Source organism: Martinezella sp. CNPSo 3795, from assembly GCF_057784475.1.
The window spans coordinates 90,083-105,025 of the sequence record NZ_JBXSOQ010000005.1; the positions used below are offsets into that span (position 1 = coordinate 90,083).

General features: G+C 60.3%; 17 protein-coding genes. 9 read left to right on the forward strand and 8 right to left on the reverse strand.

Annotated features, from left to right (window positions below):
• The first annotated feature begins 252 nt into the window (after positions 1-252).
• Both AC13QY_RS16035 and AC13QY_RS16040 read left to right on the forward strand, forming a co-directional pair.
• On the forward strand, positions 253-1,176 hold the full coding sequence (locus AC13QY_RS16035; protein WP_113332044.1) for a sulfite exporter TauE/SafE family protein: 924 nt from the start codon (positions 253-255) through the stop codon (positions 1,174-1,176).
• Complete coding sequence (locus AC13QY_RS16040) at positions 1,173-1,982, forward strand: TIGR02186 family protein (protein ID WP_113351236.1); 810 nt, start codon at positions 1,173-1,175, stop codon at positions 1,980-1,982. Before AC13QY_RS16035 ends, AC13QY_RS16040 begins: the two co-directional genes overlap by 4 nt.
• Here the strand turns inward: AC13QY_RS16040 and AC13QY_RS16045 are convergent, their stop codons facing one another.
• Positions 1,983-2,486, reverse strand: a complete 504-nt coding sequence (locus tag AC13QY_RS16045; protein WP_113351237.1) for a winged helix-turn-helix transcriptional regulator — start codon at positions 2,484-2,486, stop codon at positions 1,983-1,985. It lies immediately after the preceding gene.
• A gap of 111 nt (positions 2,487-2,597) precedes the next feature.
• Between AC13QY_RS16045 and AC13QY_RS16050 the strand changes: the two genes are divergently transcribed.
• Positions 2,598-3,158 carry a dihydrofolate reductase family protein gene (locus AC13QY_RS16050; RefSeq protein WP_488493653.1) on the forward strand — a complete coding sequence of 187 codons (561 nt, stop codon included), beginning with the start codon at positions 2,598-2,600 and terminating at the stop codon, positions 3,156-3,158.
• Here AC13QY_RS16050 and pdeM read toward each other — a convergent pair.
• Together pdeM and AC13QY_RS16060 are read right to left on the reverse strand one after the other, a co-directional pair.
• Positions 3,155-3,889 carry a ligase-associated DNA damage response endonuclease PdeM gene (gene pdeM / locus AC13QY_RS16055; RefSeq protein WP_488493654.1) on the reverse strand — a complete coding sequence of 245 codons (735 nt, stop codon included), beginning with the start codon at positions 3,887-3,889 and terminating at the stop codon, positions 3,155-3,157. The genes AC13QY_RS16050 and pdeM overlap by 4 nt on opposite strands.
• A gap of 41 nt (positions 3,890-3,930) precedes the next feature.
• The gene (locus tag AC13QY_RS16060) at positions 3,931-6,441 is read right to left on the reverse strand and encodes a ligase-associated DNA damage response DEXH box helicase (protein ID WP_488493655.1); all 2,511 of its coding nucleotides are present in this window, start codon (positions 6,439-6,441) and stop codon (positions 3,931-3,933) included.
• A gap of 227 nt (positions 6,442-6,668) precedes the next feature.
• Between AC13QY_RS16060 and AC13QY_RS16065 the strand changes: the two genes are divergently transcribed.
• Together AC13QY_RS16065 and AC13QY_RS16070 are read left to right on the forward strand one after the other, a co-directional pair.
• Complete coding sequence (locus AC13QY_RS16065) at positions 6,669-7,172, forward strand: RrF2 family transcriptional regulator (RefSeq protein ID WP_113332039.1); 504 nt, start codon at positions 6,669-6,671, stop codon at positions 7,170-7,172.
• Between the two features lie 29 nt (positions 7,173-7,201).
• A complete protein-coding gene (locus AC13QY_RS16070) occupies positions 7,202-7,663 on the forward strand; it encodes a carboxymuconolactone decarboxylase family protein (RefSeq protein WP_145633403.1) in 462 nt (153 codons plus the stop codon).
• Between the two features lie 87 nt (positions 7,664-7,750).
• Here the strand turns inward: AC13QY_RS16070 and AC13QY_RS16075 are convergent, their stop codons facing one another.
• The gene (locus AC13QY_RS16075; RefSeq protein ID WP_113351242.1) at positions 7,751-8,791 is read right to left on the reverse strand and encodes a glutamine synthetase beta-grasp domain-containing protein; all 1,041 of its coding nucleotides are present in this window, start codon (positions 8,789-8,791) and stop codon (positions 7,751-7,753) included.
• A 445-nt stretch (positions 8,792-9,236) separates the two neighbouring features.
• Here AC13QY_RS16075 and AC13QY_RS16080 point away from each other — a divergent pair, with 445 nt between their 5' ends.
• Positions 9,237-9,428: a DUF2735 domain-containing protein gene (locus AC13QY_RS16080; protein ID WP_015338743.1), complete on the forward strand. Its 192-nt coding sequence runs from the start codon at positions 9,237-9,239 to the stop codon at positions 9,426-9,428.
• Between the two features lie 9 nt (positions 9,429-9,437).
• On the opposite strand, the gene AC13QY_RS16085 is transcribed toward AC13QY_RS16080, so the two are convergent.
• Together AC13QY_RS16085 and AC13QY_RS16090 are read right to left on the reverse strand one after the other, a co-directional pair.
• Positions 9,438-10,073 (reverse strand): YitT family protein, encoded by a 636-nt coding sequence (locus AC13QY_RS16085; protein ID WP_488493656.1) that lies wholly within the window; start codon positions 10,071-10,073, stop codon positions 9,438-9,440.
• Positions 10,074-10,180: 107 nt separating this feature from the next.
• The gene (locus tag AC13QY_RS16090; RefSeq protein WP_488493657.1) at positions 10,181-11,125 is read right to left on the reverse strand and encodes a class I SAM-dependent methyltransferase; all 945 of its coding nucleotides are present in this window, start codon (positions 11,123-11,125) and stop codon (positions 10,181-10,183) included.
• A gap of 165 nt (positions 11,126-11,290) precedes the next feature.
• On the opposite strand from AC13QY_RS16090, the gene AC13QY_RS16095 reads away from it, so the two are divergent.
• From AC13QY_RS16095 to AC13QY_RS16105, 3 genes are read left to right on the forward strand one after another with little or no spacing between them, the layout of a single operon-like run.
• Entirely contained in the window at positions 11,291-11,557 is a 267-nt protein-coding gene (locus tag AC13QY_RS16095) for a DUF6460 domain-containing protein (RefSeq protein WP_069611256.1), read from the forward strand.
• 1 nt (position 11,558) lies between these two features.
• A complete protein-coding gene (locus tag AC13QY_RS16100) occupies positions 11,559-12,062 on the forward strand; it encodes a CAP domain-containing protein (protein WP_113351245.1) in 504 nt (167 codons plus the stop codon).
• 16 nt (positions 12,063-12,078) lie between these two features.
• Entirely contained in the window at positions 12,079-13,428 is a 1,350-nt protein-coding gene (locus AC13QY_RS16105) for an MATE family efflux transporter (protein ID WP_113351246.1), read from the forward strand.
• Here AC13QY_RS16105 and AC13QY_RS16110 read toward each other — a convergent pair.
• Together AC13QY_RS16110 and AC13QY_RS16115 are read right to left on the reverse strand one after the other, a co-directional pair.
• The gene (locus tag AC13QY_RS16110) at positions 13,404-14,492 is read right to left on the reverse strand and encodes a quinone-dependent dihydroorotate dehydrogenase (protein ID WP_113351247.1); all 1,089 of its coding nucleotides are present in this window, start codon (positions 14,490-14,492) and stop codon (positions 13,404-13,406) included. The two genes, AC13QY_RS16105 and AC13QY_RS16110, sit on opposite strands and share 25 nt — an antisense overlap.
• Positions 14,489-14,845: a DUF952 domain-containing protein gene (locus AC13QY_RS16115; RefSeq protein ID WP_113351248.1), complete on the reverse strand. Its 357-nt coding sequence runs from the start codon at positions 14,843-14,845 to the stop codon at positions 14,489-14,491. Before AC13QY_RS16115 ends, AC13QY_RS16110 begins: the two co-directional genes overlap by 4 nt.
• Between the last annotated feature and the right edge of the window lie 98 nt (positions 14,846-14,943).

The following is a 14,943-nucleotide window of genomic DNA, read 5'->3' on the forward strand; positions in this document are numbered from 1 at the left end:
GCCGGCGTCAGCACGCCGGCATTTTGTTTAGGTAGCTCAAAGCTGCCGCATCCCCTGCCAGCACCCACCATTCCGCTATACAGCGTCACAGAAAAGTGGAAAAAGCCGGGTTAGGGTGAATGCGGCAATTCGAAAACTGGGGCAGCTCGGCCTTTCCTAAGGCTCTGGCAATGATTTCAGATTAGAATCCGCCATTTAAGGGGAAATGGGCTTCGGTCACCGCGCCGAAAAGCCTGCAAATGGGAACAAGGCGTGACGATCTATCTGCCGATCGCAGAATTGTCGGTGAATATTTTGATTATTCTCGGCATGGGAGCAGCCGTAGGGTTTCTCTCCGGCATGTTTGGCGTCGGCGGCGGCTTCCTCATCACGCCTCTTCTGATTTTCTACAACATCCCGCCTGTTGTTGCCGTCGCCACCGGCTCCAATCAGGTCGTCGCCTCCTCGGTTTCGGGAGCGCTCAGCCATTTCCGCCGTGGCTCGCTCGACCTGAAACTGGGCTCGATCTTGCTGGCCGGCGGTCTCGCGGGGGCGACGTTCGGCCTCTGGCTATTCGTGCTCTTGCGAAGGCTCGGCCAGATCGACCTGATCATTTCCCTGATCTACGTGATTCTCCTCGGCACCGTAGGCTCGCTGATGCTATGGGAAAGCGTGCGAGCCATGCGCCGCGCAGCCGGCAAACTGCCCCCGGCAACCGGCAAGCCGCGCCATCACAACTGGGTACAGCGGCTGCCGTTGAAACTGCGGTTCAAGAAATCCAAGCTCTATCTCAGCGCCATTCCGGTCATCGGTCTTGGTTTCTTCGTCGGCATGCTGACGCCGATGGGTATCGGCGGCGGCTTCATTCTTGTGCCCGCCATGATCTATCTGCTGCGCGTGCCCACAAATGTCGTTGTCGGCACCTCGTTGTTCCAGGTCATTTTCGTGACGGCCTTTACAACAATCGTCCAGGCAGCCACCAACTATTCCGTCGATATCATCCTGGCCTTCCTCTTGATGGTGGCGGGCGTCGTCGGCGCGCAATACGGCGTGCGTGTCGGCCAGAAGCTGCGCGGCGAGCAATTGCGCGCACTCCTCGGCCTCCTCGTCCTGGCCGTCGGCCTTCGCCTCGTCATCACTCTCGTGGTGACGCCGGCGGACGTTTACTCCGTCGTCATGGAAGGGGTGAGCCGATGAGAGGATTCGGACTGCTCCTTGCCGCCGCATTGCTGCTCACTCCGTTCACCGCGCCGGCGCAAGTGCTGCTCGATCAGCCGACGACCTCGACCACGGCGCGGGAGACGATGGAGATCGGCACATCGACGAGCGAAATCGCCATCACCTCGGACTTCACCGGCGCCGATCTGACGATCTTCGGCGCCCTTTCCAACACCGACCAGCTGCTTCTGGCCATCGGCCAGTACGATATCGTCGTCGTGCTGGAGGGGCCGCGCGAGAATGCAACGGTTCGCAGGAAAGAGCGCGTCTTCGGCATATGGGTCAACACCCGCTCGATGACGTTCGAGCATGTGCCGGAAGCCTATTCGCTCTCGAGCACGCGTGCGGTCGACAATATCACCACGCCGCTCGAACTCAGCGACCGCGGCATTGGCGTCGACCATCTTCCGCTGACGCCGGTCGGCTTCGTCGGCAATGTTGGCGATGTCCCGGAATTCCGCAACGCCTTCCGACGCCTGCAGAAAGCCGGCGGGCTCTATGAAAGCGACCCCGCCGGCGTTCGCTTCGTCAGCTCCTCGCTCTTCAAAGCAACGCTCAGGGTACCCGCCGATGTGCCGAACGGGGTGCATATGGTGCGCGCCTATCTCTTCAAGAGCGGCAAGTTCTTGAGCGAGAAATCGCTGCCGCTGCGCGTCATCAAGACGGGGATAGAGCAGACCATTACCGATGCGGCGCATCAGCGGCCGATCACCTATGGCATTTTCTCGGTGCTGCTCGCCCTCGTCACCGGCTGGGGCGCAAGCTTCATCTTCCGGAAGAACTGATCAACCGCTTTTCCGGCGATTGGCGACCTCGATATACGCTTCGGTCAACCGGCCGAGCACCGAGGGCGTGCCCGGGAGCAGCACCTTGCCGAGATGCTTGGCACGCAACTCCTCCATGAAATCATCCCAGAGCTTTGGGCCGCCATCCTCCAGGAGTTCGGCCCGGATCGACAGCTCCTCGGAAACCGGCAGATGCTTGCGGCCCCAGGCACCCATATGGGCAAAAATGGGCACGAGGTCGATCGACATTTCCGTCAGGCTGTAGACGGCCTTCTGCTTGTGAGTGGGATCGCTTTCGCGGGTCAGCAGACCACGTTCCACCAGTCGCTTCAGCCGATCGGCGAGAATATTGGAAGCAATCCTCTCCTGCGAATTCTGCAGCAACTCGCGAAAATGCCGGCGATTGCCGAACATGATGTCCCTGATGACGATCAGGCTCCAGCGATCACCGAGGATTTCCAGGGTCAAATTGATCGGGCAGCCGGAACGATGCACTGCGTCCATAAGGGCCTCCAAAAGACCGCTTGCATTTTGCTATCAGTACGATTAATTTGCAACTACTTTCTTTTAGCAACTAGTTTTGATTATGGTACGGTTATCACAATGGAGGAAGTGATGAGGAAGCTCGTTATCTGGAATCTCATGACGCTCGACGGCTATTTCGAGGGAACCAAGCCGTGGGACCTTGATTTTCATATGCTCGCCTGGGGCGATGAGCTGGAACATTATGCGACCGAGCTCGGCAAGGAAGGCGATCTGCTGATCTTCGGCCGCAAAACCTATGAAGGCATGGCCGCCTATTGGCCGACCGCGACGGAAGCGCCCGACATCGCCGCCTACATGAACGGTATCGCCAAGATTGCAGCCTCGCGGACGCTCGACAAGGCGGAGTGGAACAATACCCGCGTCGTTGGTGACATCGTCGCTGAGGTGAAAAAGCTGAAGCAAGAACCGGGCAAGACCATGTTCGTCTTCGGCAGCGCTGAAGTGACCGATGCATTGCTCAAGGCGGGGCTGGTCGATGAGCTCAGGATCTGCCTCGTTCCTGTCGTCCTCGGTGCCGGCAATCCGCATTTTAAACCGGCAGCCGACCAGCGCCCGATGAAGCTCATCGGCTCCACGCCCCTCAAAACCGGGGCTGTCATCCTGCGTTACGAACCGGCGAACGCGGCCTAGGCCGAGAGATTGCCGAACCGCACGGAGTAGATGCGGTCGCGGCCCAGCAGGTGCGCAATCAAGCTCTCGCGCTCGAAAAGGCCGGCCATGGCCTTGTGGCGAAGATCGAGGCCGCCGGTCATCACGCCGAAGGCGGGCATCAGCAGGCGGGCGCCATCGGTGGCAAAGCACGGGCGGCGCACCGATTTCTCGCGACGCCGAACGGTGGCCGAGGGATGCAGGTGGCCGGCGATCTCGCCGGCCTGCAACCCGGCCTTTGGCTCATGGCGGAACGTTAAACCACCGTAATGCATCTCATCAACCGAATGGCCGGGGAGATCGACGGTGCCATCCGGATCATGATTGCCGTTGATCCAGATCCATTCGCGGCCGCGCGCCATGTTAACGATCAGGCTGCGAAACTCTTCCGGCAAGTGCTGCGAACCGATCCGATCGTGGAAATTGTCGCCCAGCGACACCACGAGTTTCGGATCATAGCGCGAGATGACGGCGGAGAGGACCGTCAGGGTCGCCAACGTATCGTAGGGCGGCAGCATCATGCCTCGGCGGGCAAAGGCCGCGCCCTTTTCCAGATGCAGATCGGAGACGACGAGAATGCCCGCATCCGGCAGATAGAGCGCGCCGAGCGGATCGCAGACGGCGGCGACGCCATGAATGACGACCTCGACACCCAGCGCACTGGTTGCGCCGTTGCCTTCATTCATATCTCGCGCTAGCGCCAGGCGGTTCATCACCGTAACAATCTACCTTCGTCGTCTGCTTTGCGGCATCTCTATTCCATCGCTTCGCGGATCAGGTCGTCAGCCGCTTCCGCAAGCAGAGAATCGTGAGCCTCGCCCGGTACCGGCACCTTGCCAATTTCCAGCATCACCGGAACGGCGAGCGGAGAAATATGGTCCAGCGCGCGATGGCTGATATGGCCCCTGATTCGCTTCAGCATATCCGCAAGACGGCCAATATCCAAAAGTCCGGTCGCGGCATCCTGCCTCGTTGCCTGCAGCAGGATATGATCGGGCTCGTGGCTGCGCAGCACGTCGTAGATCAGATCGGCCGAGACGGTCACCTGCCGGCCGGTCTTTTCCTTGCCCGGATGCCGGCGCTCGATCAAGCCTGCAATCACGGCGCAATTGCGGAAGGTCCGCTTCAGCAGGAAAGATTCATCGAGCCAGGCTTCGAGATCGTCGCCGAGCATATCCTCGTCGAAGAGATGGGAGAGGCTGAGGCGCCCGTTGGCGATCATCAACCCCATATCCTCCAGACCCCAGATGCCGAGCGAATAATCGGTCGCGACGAAGCCCATGGGCTTGGCGCCGGCGCGCTCCAGCCTTCGGGTCAGCAGCATGCCGAGCGTCTGGTGCGCCAGCCTTCCCTCGAAAGGATAGGCAACCATGTAGGCGCGGCTGCCGCGCGGGAATGTCTCAATCAGAAACTCGTCGCGCTTCGGCAGCAAGGACTTCTCGTTCTGAATTTCCAGCCAATCGCGCACCTGATCCGGCAGGCGGTGCCGCCGGTCCGGATCGGCTATCATCGCGCGCACCTGATCGGCCAGATAGGTGGACAGCGGGAACTTGCCGCCGGCATAGGAGGGAATTTTCGGATCCAGCGAGAAGGCCTGCGACGCGAGGCATTCGCTCTCGCGGATGCCTTCGAAGCGCAGAACCTTGCCGGAAAACAGGAAGGTATCGCCGGGTGACAACTGCTCGACGAAATATTCCTCGACCTTGCCGAGCGGCGCGCCGCCTCTTCCGAGCGAGCCCAGCGCGTTGCGCTTTACCAGGCGGATGTTGAGCATCGCCTCTTCGACGATCGTGCCGAGGTTCAGCCGGTATTGCTGGGCGACCTGCGGATTGGAGACGCGCCAGCGTCCATCCGCCGTCTTGCGGATGCGGGCATAGCGCTCATAAGTCCGCAGCGCATAGCCGCCGGTGGCAACGAAATCGATGATGCGCTCGAAGGTCTCCCAGGAAAGCTCGGCATAGGGTGCTGCACTCTGCACCTCGTCATAGAGTTCAAGCATGTCAAAAGGCTCGGCGCAGGCCATGCCGAGCACATGCTGGGCGAGAACGTCGAGCGCTCCGGCGCCAATGGGCGGTGTGTCCTGCGCGCCGGTATAGTTGGCATCAAGCGCTCCCTGGCATTCCATGACTTCGAAGCGGTTGGCGGGCACAAGGATTGCCTTCGAGGGTTCATCCATGCGGTGATTGGCACGGCCGATGCGCTGGGCAAGGCGGCTGGCGCCTTTCGGCGCGCCGACATGAATGACAAGATCGACGTCGCCCCAATCTATACCGAGATCGAGCGTGGAGGTGGCGACGACGGCGCGCAGCCGGTTCTCCGCCATAGCCGCCTCCACCTTTCGGCGCTGGCCGACATCGAGCGAGCCGTGGTGCAGGGCGATCGGCAGATTGTCGTCATTGGCCGACCATAGCTCCTGGAACAGCATTTCGGCCTGCGAGCGCGTGTTGACGAAGAGCAGCGTCGTGCGATGGGCCTTCAGCTCGCGATAGATATCGGGGATCGCATATTTGGCCGAGTGGCCGGACCAGGGGATGCGCTCTTCCGTCGCAAGGATCGAGATATCGGGCTTGGCGCCACCTTCGACGATGACGAGGCCCGCATGGCGCTCCTCCCCCGGCCGCTGCGCTACCAGCCATTTCTGCAGATCTATGGGGTCGGCAACCGTCGCTGAAAGACCGATGGTCTGCACGCGCGGCGCCAGCTTGCGGATGCGGGCAAGGCCAAGGGACAGCATATGACCGCGCTTGGAGGTGACGAGCGAATGCAGTTCATCGAAGACGATGTATTTCAAATCCTTGAAGAAGCGCTCGGCCTCACGATTGGCGAGCAGCAGCGCCACCTGCTCCGGCGTCGTCAGCAGGATATCGGGCGGGTTGAGCTTCTGCCGCTGCCGCTTGCCGCTCGGCGTATCGCCGGTGCGGTTTTCGACCGTGACAGGCAGGCCCATCTCCGAAACGGGCTTCATCAGGTTGCGCTCGATATCGACCGCCAGCGCCTTCAGCGGCGAGATGTAGAGCGTATGGATGCCGGTGAAGGCCGAACCTGGTGGGATCTTGCCGCGCCGAGTGAGATCCGTCAGCGACGGCAGGAAGCCGGCGAGCGTCTTGCCGGCGCCAGTGGGCGCAATCAGCAGCGTGCTTTCGCCGGCTTCGGCGCGGGCCAGCAGCTCCAGCTGATGCGCACGCGGCTGCCAGCCCTTTTCCGCAAACCAGCGGAGAAAAGGGGCAGGTAAGACAAAGGGGTACTGCGCGTCGATCTGGTCCACGGGCTTCAATGTAATGGATATGCGGCGGATGAGAAGCGGGGAGACTTCGTGTCCTTTCGTTTCAGCGTTTGCGGAGAACGCAATACCCCCCTCTGTCACTGTTGTGACAGAGGGGGGTGTCAGACGTCCGACATATTCAAATGCAGCTTACATGCCGCTCATTTCAAGGGCCTTGACTCCCACCATAATCGTGGATAAAAATTATCTACAATTAGAAAGGCACCAAGATGAAGCTCGGAGACGGCGTCGAACAATCCATCCATTGCGTTGCCATGCTGTCGGGTTTGTCCGATGGCGGCGTGCTCTCGGCTGCGGCGCTTGCGGAATTTCACGGCGTTTCGGTCAGTTATCTTCTGAAGCACCTGCAGGCGCTTTCTGGCGCCGGCATTCTCGATACCGTGCCGGGGCCGAAGGGCGGATATCGGCTGGCGCGCAAGCCGGAGGAGATCACGCTTCTCGATATCGTACTGGCGGCTGAAGGCCCAGCACCCGCCTTCCGCTGCGCGGAAATCCGCCAGCGCGGCCCGAACCCGCTGGAAGGGCGCTACTTCGCCAAGCCCTGCGGCATCAATGCCGCCATGCTGGCAGCAGAACGCGTCTATCGGGCCGAATTGGCAAAGACAACGATCGCCGACGTGCTGACCGACCTCCGGCAGACGGACACGGACGGTGGCATAGCCGCGAGAGGCTGCGCCTTTCTCGAGCTGCATGAACGCAAGACCAGAAACTGAACCTCAATTTAAAACCCAAGGAGAAGACCATGCATCCGCGTTTCAATTTCGCCAAAGCCTCCCCGGACTCCTACAAGGCCGTCGTCGCGCTGGAAAACTTCGTTCAGAGCAGCGGCCTTGAGCGCCGCTTCATTCACCTGATCAAGCTCCGCGCCTCGCAGATCAACGGCTGCGCCTATTGCGTCGACATGCATGTGAAGGAAGCCCGCCACGATGGCTTGAGCGAACAGTGGATCAACCTGATGTGCGTCTGGTGGGAATCGCCAGTTTATGACGACCGCGAGCGTGCCCTGCTTCGGTGGGTCGATTCCGTCACCAAGATCGCCCAGACCGGCATTCCGGATGCCGATTTCGAACCGCTGAAACAGCATTTCAGCGAAGAAGAGATCGTCAAGATCACGGTCGCAATCGGCACGATCAACATCTGGAACCGTCTTGCCGTCGGCTTCCGCTCGCAGCATCCGTTGGATGCGGCAAGCAAGGCTGCCTAGAACCGTTATCATCAAAGCAAAAAGCGCGGGACCGGAATCCCGCGCTTTTCGTTTATCTCCGCCTCGGAAAACCGAGATCGAAATACGTCAGGCAGCAACCGAGCCGAAGCCAGCGGTCGGAACTTCCGAGATGGTCTTCAGAACCTGGGAAGCGATCTGGTAGGGGTCGCCTTGCGAGTTCGGGCGACGATCTTCGAGGTAGCCCTTGTAGTCGTTCTTGATGAACGAGTGCGGAACGCGGATCGAGGCGCCGCGGTCGGCAACGCCGTAGCTGAACTTGTTCCACGGAGCCGTTTCATGCTTGCCGGTCAGGCGCATGTGGTTGTCCGGACCGTAAACAGCGATGTGGGCTTCGAGGTTCTTGTCGAACTGAGCCATGAGTGCTTCGAAATAGGCCTTGCCGCCGACTTCGCGCATGAACTTGGTCGAGAAGTTGCAGTGCATGCCCGAGCCGTTCCAGTCGGTGTCGCCAAGCGGCTTGCAGTGGAACTCGATGTCGATGCCGTACTTTTCGCACAGACGCAGCAGCAGGTAGCGTGCCATCCAGATCTGGTCGGCGGCTTTCTTGGAGCCTTTGCCGAAAATCTGGAATTCCCACTGACCCTTGGCCACTTCGGCGTTGATGCCTTCGTGGTTGATGCCGGCTTCGAGGCAGAGGTCGAGGTGCTCTTCAACGATTTCGCGAGCGACATCGCCGACGTTCTTGTAGCCGACGCCGGTGTAGTACGGACCTTGGGGGGCCGGATAGCCGGATTCCGGGAAGCCGAGCGGACGGCCGTCCTTGTAGAAGAAGTATTCCTGCTCGAAACCGAACCATGCGTCTTCATCGTCAAGGATGGTCGCGCGGCTGTTGGATTCGTGCGGGGTAATGCCATCAGGCATCATGACTTCGCACATGACGAGAGCGCCGTTGGTACGGGCCGGGTCCGGATAGATAGCGACGGGCTTCAGCACGCAGTCGGAGCTGCGGCCTTCGGCCTGCATCGTCGACGAACCATCGAAGCCCCAAAGCGGAAGCTGCTCGAGCGTCGGAAATGCGTCGAATTCCTTGATCTGCGTTTTACCGCGCAGGTTCGGTACCGGGGTGTACCCGTCGAGCCAGATGTACTCGAGCTTAAACTTCGTCATTACGCACCTCATAACAGTTAATCAGGCGAAGTAGGAAAAACTTGGCCGGCGCGCCCGCCGGAAAATTCCTCACTACAAACGGCTGCCAAGAGAGATGCATGTGCCGTGCCAGATCGCATCGACACCTAGCCCGCCAGGCGAGATTTTTATGATTGAGGCGTGTTCGGGCAAGATTTCCCAGTGCCAAGCATCAGATTCTTTTCAAATCGCCGCCATGGCTCCAATCGAGCTGCCAAAGTGTCGCAGGCTCGACCAGGCCCTAAAACGGATTGGAAAATCGGCAGGCCAAAGAAACGGCATCGGCGACACCATCGTCGATTTGCCTATAATTTCATCATTTAGCATTTTTTTTAAGCGAAATGGTGATATTCGTCTTCGGCTTTGCTATATATGAGTTGTCTCTTGAAGCGCGCCCGCTTGAACACCAAAAAGGGAGAGACAAAGAATGGCAATCGGTACTCGGCACGAAACCGCAAAGATCTATCAATTCCCCGTCACGGCCCGCCCCACGGCGCTCAGCCAGCGTCCGAAGGTGAACCTCACCCCGGATATCGGCCCGTCCATTGCGACGGCCGCATTCGATAGCTGGTATCACGAAGCCGCGATCGTCGAATCCGACGAGACCCGCAAGCAGTAGGCTTTAGCTTTACAGCGCTATATAGCGATCCGAGCGATGATTGATCGCGACGAAGAGATTGAGCGCGATTGCGCCGATCACCGAGCAGATGACCACAGCAGGCGTGGTCACCGCAAAAGCGACGGCGAGCACGCATAGGTCGATTGCAAGCTGCACTAGCCCTGCCCTGATGCCGAAACGCTCCTGCAGATAAATCCCCAGAATGCCGACGCCGCCGAGGCTTGCCCGATGGCGATAGAGCGCGAGCAGCCCGAAGCCGAGCAGAATGCCGCCGAGCAGCGCCGACCAGAGCGCGTTGATATGCGCGACATCGAAGAGCAGCGGCTGCAGGTTGGTCAGCAGCGAGGTGAGCGCAATGGCGATGAAGGTCTTTATGGTGAAGACCGGGCCGAGCTGCTTCAGAGACAGATAGAAGAACGGCAGATTGACCACGAAAAAGGCGAGGCCGAAATTCACGCCGATCGCGTAGTGCAGCAGGAAGGCGATGCCGGCGGTGCTGCCGGTTAGAAGGCCGGCGCTTGAAAGGCAAAATAGCCCGAGCGAGGAAATCAGGCTGCCGGAGATGATGCCCTGAACATCCTCAATCCACGAATGCCGGGTCGCGGATGTATTCCAGATACCAAATGCGCTCTTTGCGTTTGCCATGTGATTTCCCCTGGGTTTCAAGGCTTTTTGCTGAAAGCTCAGGCGATAATCAAGCGAAAATACGTAAGTAATGCTGACCTATTTCAAATTCGCAAGATTCGAAATTATCAAGCCGATTTCCGGGTAATGAACAGAATGCCGTGGACCGGTTTTCCGCCATCCATGCGAATGACGCCGCGGGTGAGATCCAGCACCGTAAAGCCGTAAGCGGCCAAAATCCGACTGACATAGGCTTCCGAATGGGCGAACCGTAAGGAATCGCGCAGGACATAGCCGTCCGCCTGCTGTGCATCCTCGACCGAAAACGCAAAGATGGCGCCATCGGCCGAAAGTTTCTGCACGATCGCCGTCACGCCATGCAAATCGCCGAGATACATCAGCACGTCGGCGGCGGTGATCAGATCTGCGCGGCCGGCCTCAAACTCACCACCGAAAATGCCTGACAATTCCGGCTCAAGCGCGAGATCGGCCTGGCCGAGGTGATCGTAGACATTCTTTTCGGCCGCCTTGGCGAGCATGCCCTTCGATAGGTCGTAGCCTTCCAGCCGATCGACCCGGGCGCGGATTTCCGGCCCCAGCAGGCCCGTGCCGCAGCCAAGGTCGATCGCGAGACGGAAATGTTTCGGGATACCCGCCGTTTCGGCAATTAGCCCGGCAAGCTTGCCGGGCACGCTGTAGCCGAGCTTCTCGACGAGCGAGGTTTCGAAGCGGTCGGCGTAGTCGTCGAACAGCCGCTCGACATAGAGGCTCGGCGGCCGGTCCGGCACATCGGCACCGCCGAGAACGGCAAGCTTGAGGCGGGCGCCGAAGACATCGCCTTGATCGAGCATCAGCACTTCGTTCAGCGCCGCGATTGCGCCGGATGCATCGCCGGCCTTCTCGCGATAGGTCGCAAGCGTGAACCAGCCCGCCGCCCAGCGTGGTACCAGCTCCAGCGCCTGCTCCATCAGCTCGGCCGCACTCGCGGGTTCTCCGCTCTCGGCAAGCATCTTCGCATAATCGGCGCGGCGGTCGGCGATGACATCGCCGGAGGAAAGCTGGCTTGGCAGCATGTGTTTCATCCTGTTTGATGCTCGCCTTTGAACGCGGCCATAAAAAAACTCAAGTCCTATTTCAGGCAGGCGCTGGTTTAGGGTGTAAGCTGGGCGAAAGTGCTTGCGAGTCGCAGGTGCCGGCCCTATCTCAGCACCGACCGACTGCCATATGGAGACGTCAGTATGTCCGATCAGGTGAACAGATTCCTTGGCGACTCGCCAGGCAGAACGCTGGTGAAGCTCGTCATCGTGTCGCTCGTGGTCGGCTTCGTGATGAAGTTCTTCGGCTGGCGGCCGCTCGATTTCCTCTATGGCGTCCGTCGCTTCCTGCTCGATCTCTGGCACAGTGGCTTCGCTGCGCTTGGCGAGTTCGGCGATTATGTGCTGCTCGGCGCTTCCATCGTCATTCCCATCTTCATCATACTTCGTTTGTTCAACTACCGCCGCTGACATGACCTCCCAGACACTGAACTGCACGCGCCGCGATGCGCTGCGCCTCGCCGCTCTTGCGCTCACCGCATCCGTCGCAAGCTGCGCCACGCCGCCCGCCCGGATTTCCAATATCCCCGCCAGCGACCAGACTGCCTCCGCCCTGCCGCTCGTCAATGCACTGCGCGCCAAGAACGGCCTGCCACCATTGAAGATCGATACCGCTGCCAGCACCGCCGCCGTCTATCAGGCGAGGCGGATGGCGGATGCCGGCAAGATGGAGCACCTGATCGGCCTCGGCGACGATTTCGGCAAGCGGGTCAAGGCAAGCGGCGTCAAGCTGCCGGCAGCGGAGAACATTGCCGAGGGCCAGCGCGACGTGAATGCGGCGGTGACGGCCTGGATCAATTCGCCGAAGCATTTGCACAACATGCTCGGCAAATATGATGGCCTTGGCGTCGCTCTTGCCTATGCCCCCTCTTCCGGCGACAGGCCTTATTGGTCCATGGTGCTTTCCTCGAACTGAGGAGGCGTAAGGCAACATGGATGTCCAGCAGGAGAGCCGGAAGGTTCTGCCCTTCGACGTGACGCATCGGCTCGTGCTGTCGATCGCGATTCCGATGACGCTCGGCTTCATGACGACACCGCTGCTCGGCCTTGTCGATACGGCCGTCGTTGGCCACATGGGCCAGCCAGACGCGCTGGCCGGGCTTGCGATCGGCGCTGTGCTCTTCGACCTTCTCTTTGCCAGCTTCAATTTCCTGCGCGCCTCGACCACAGGGTTAACCGCGCAGGCCTATGGCCGCCATGACCGTCGCGAACAGCAAGCCGTGTTCTGGCGGGCGCTAATATCGGCGCTTACCTGTGGCATCTTGATCGTCATTCTTTCGCCGCTGCTGCTCTGGATCGGCATTAAGCTGATGGGGCCGGAAGGCGGCATTGCCGACGCAACGCGAACCTATTTCTCCATCCGCATGCTCTCCGGCCCGGCGGCACTTGCCAATTACGCACTCCTCGGTTTCGTGCTCGGCCGCGGCCAAGGCCGTATCGGGCTTTTGCTGCAGACCGTCATCAATGGCGTCAATATGGTGCTCGCCATCCTGCTCGGCTTATACCTTGGCTGGGGTGTCGCCGGCGTCGCCTGGGGTACACTGATTGGCGAAGCAAGCGGCATGCTGCTAGGGCTTGCTATTGTCCTGCGCAGCTTTGCCGGCGAGGAGCGGCCGCCGCGCGTGGAACTGCTTTCCCGCGCCAAACTTACCCAGCTCTTCGCGCTCAATCGCGATATCCTCATCCGCACCTTCGTGCTGATTGCCGCCTTCACGCTGATGACGCGTATCGGCAACAGCTTCGGCGCCGTCATGCTCGCCGCCAATGCGGTGCTGATGAACTTCTTCCTGCTGTCGGGCTATTATCTCGACGGGCTCGCGAACGCAGCCGAGCAGATCACCGGCCGCTCGATCGGCGCCAATTACAGGCCGGCCTTCGAGCGCGGCTTGAAACTGACAGCGCTCTGGTCCTTCGGGCTGGCGCTTGCCGCCGCCATTTTTTTCTTTACGGTTGGGCCGGCGCTGATCCGCCTGCTGACAACTTCCGAAGAGGTGCGCCTCGCTGCGGAGACCTATCTGCCCTGGGCGGCAATCACCGGCCTGACTGGGGCGCTCGCCTTCCTGATGGATGGAGTCTTTATTGGCGCCACATGGTCGCGCGAGATGCGCAACAAGATGCTGCTATCCTTCGGCGGCTATCTCATAGCGCTCGCCGTCTTCGTGCCGACGCTTGGCAATCATGGCCTGTGGATGGCCATGAACGCCTTCCTGCTGTTTCGCGGCATCTTCCTGGCCATGGGCCTGAAGAAGCGGGCGGATCAGACGTTCCGATTCGCCCAGTAGTCCAGCTTGGTATCGCGCAGGTCGCGGATCGAGCCGGCGCGCTCGCGATCGAGCAACTTCGAGAGATCCGCCACGACGCGGCCCGGCAATCCCGGGCCTTCATAGACCATGCAGGAATAAAGTTGCACGAGATCCGCGCCGGCCTTGATCTTCTCCAGCGCCGTTTCCGCTGAGGAAACGCCGCCAACACCGATGATCGGCAGTGCGGCACCGACGCGGCGGCGCATCTTGGCAAGCACCACAGTCGATTTTTCGAAGACCGGCTTGCCGGAAAGGCCGCCTGCCTCTTTCGCCTGACGCTGGTCTTTCAAGCCATCACGCGAGAGCGTGGTGTTGGAGACGATCAGACCGTCGAGCGCATGCGACAATACTTCCGCGGCGATGTCATCCATGCCCTCTTCGGTAAGATCTGGCGCGATCTTGAGAAAGACGGGAATGCGCTTGCCGGCCTTGGCCGCTTCCTCGTCGCGCGCGGCAAGCACGGCCGACAACAGGGCCGACAGGCTTTCGCGCGCCTGCAGATCGCGCAGGCCCGGCGTATTCGGCGAGGAGATATTGGCGGTGAAATAGCGCGCCACGGAATAGAAGCGGCGGATACCGGCGACGTAATCAGCAATTCGGTCGGCACTATCCTTGTTGGCACCGATGTTGACGCCGATGATGCCGTTGCCGCGGATGGCCTTTAGCCGTCGGAATGCTGCCTCATGGCCCTCATTATTGAAGCCGAGGCGATTGATGACGCCTTCGTCTTCGACTAGCCGGAAGATGCGTGGGCGCGGATTGCCCGACTGCGCCTTCGGCGTCACCGTGCCGATCTCGGTAAAGCCGAAACCGAGCTTCAGCAGCGCCTCCGGCACTTCGGCATTCTTGTCATAACCGGCGGCCATGCCGATGGGATTGGCAAATTCGAGCCCTGCCACGGTCTGGCGCAGGCGGGGATCGTTGCGTGTGCGGCAGGTCGGCACGAGGCCGGATTTCAGCGCAGCTATCGACATGCCATGCGCGGTTTCCGGATCGAACAGGAACAGGCCGCGCCGGCCGAAATCGCGAAAGGCGCCAATCATTCCGCCATCTCCGGAAAGGTGTGAGAACCATCTTCACCAATCGGCAACGGCTTTTCCCAGAGCACGGCCGAAAGTGGCAGCGGCGCATAGAGATGCGGGAAGAGATCGCCGCCGCGTGAGGGTTCGAACACCAACTTGTCGCCCAGCGCATCGCCGTCGATCGCGACGAGCAGCAGCCCGGTCTGCCCTGCGAAATAGAGCTCGGCGGTTTTTCGTGCCTGCTTCGCGGTGGAGAGATGAATATAGCCGTCAGTCAGATCGATCGCCGCGCCATGAAAAACGCCGGTTTGTCTGGCTTGCTGCCAGAGCGTGTCCGGCACGATCTTGTAAACCACTGGCATGGCGGTCATCATCCCTCTGTAAAGCTGTCCTGATAGGGCTTTGCACGAAAACATCAGCCGATGTCCACGGTTTCCGTGATGGATTTGGGGTTTAACGCAGAAAATCCGGA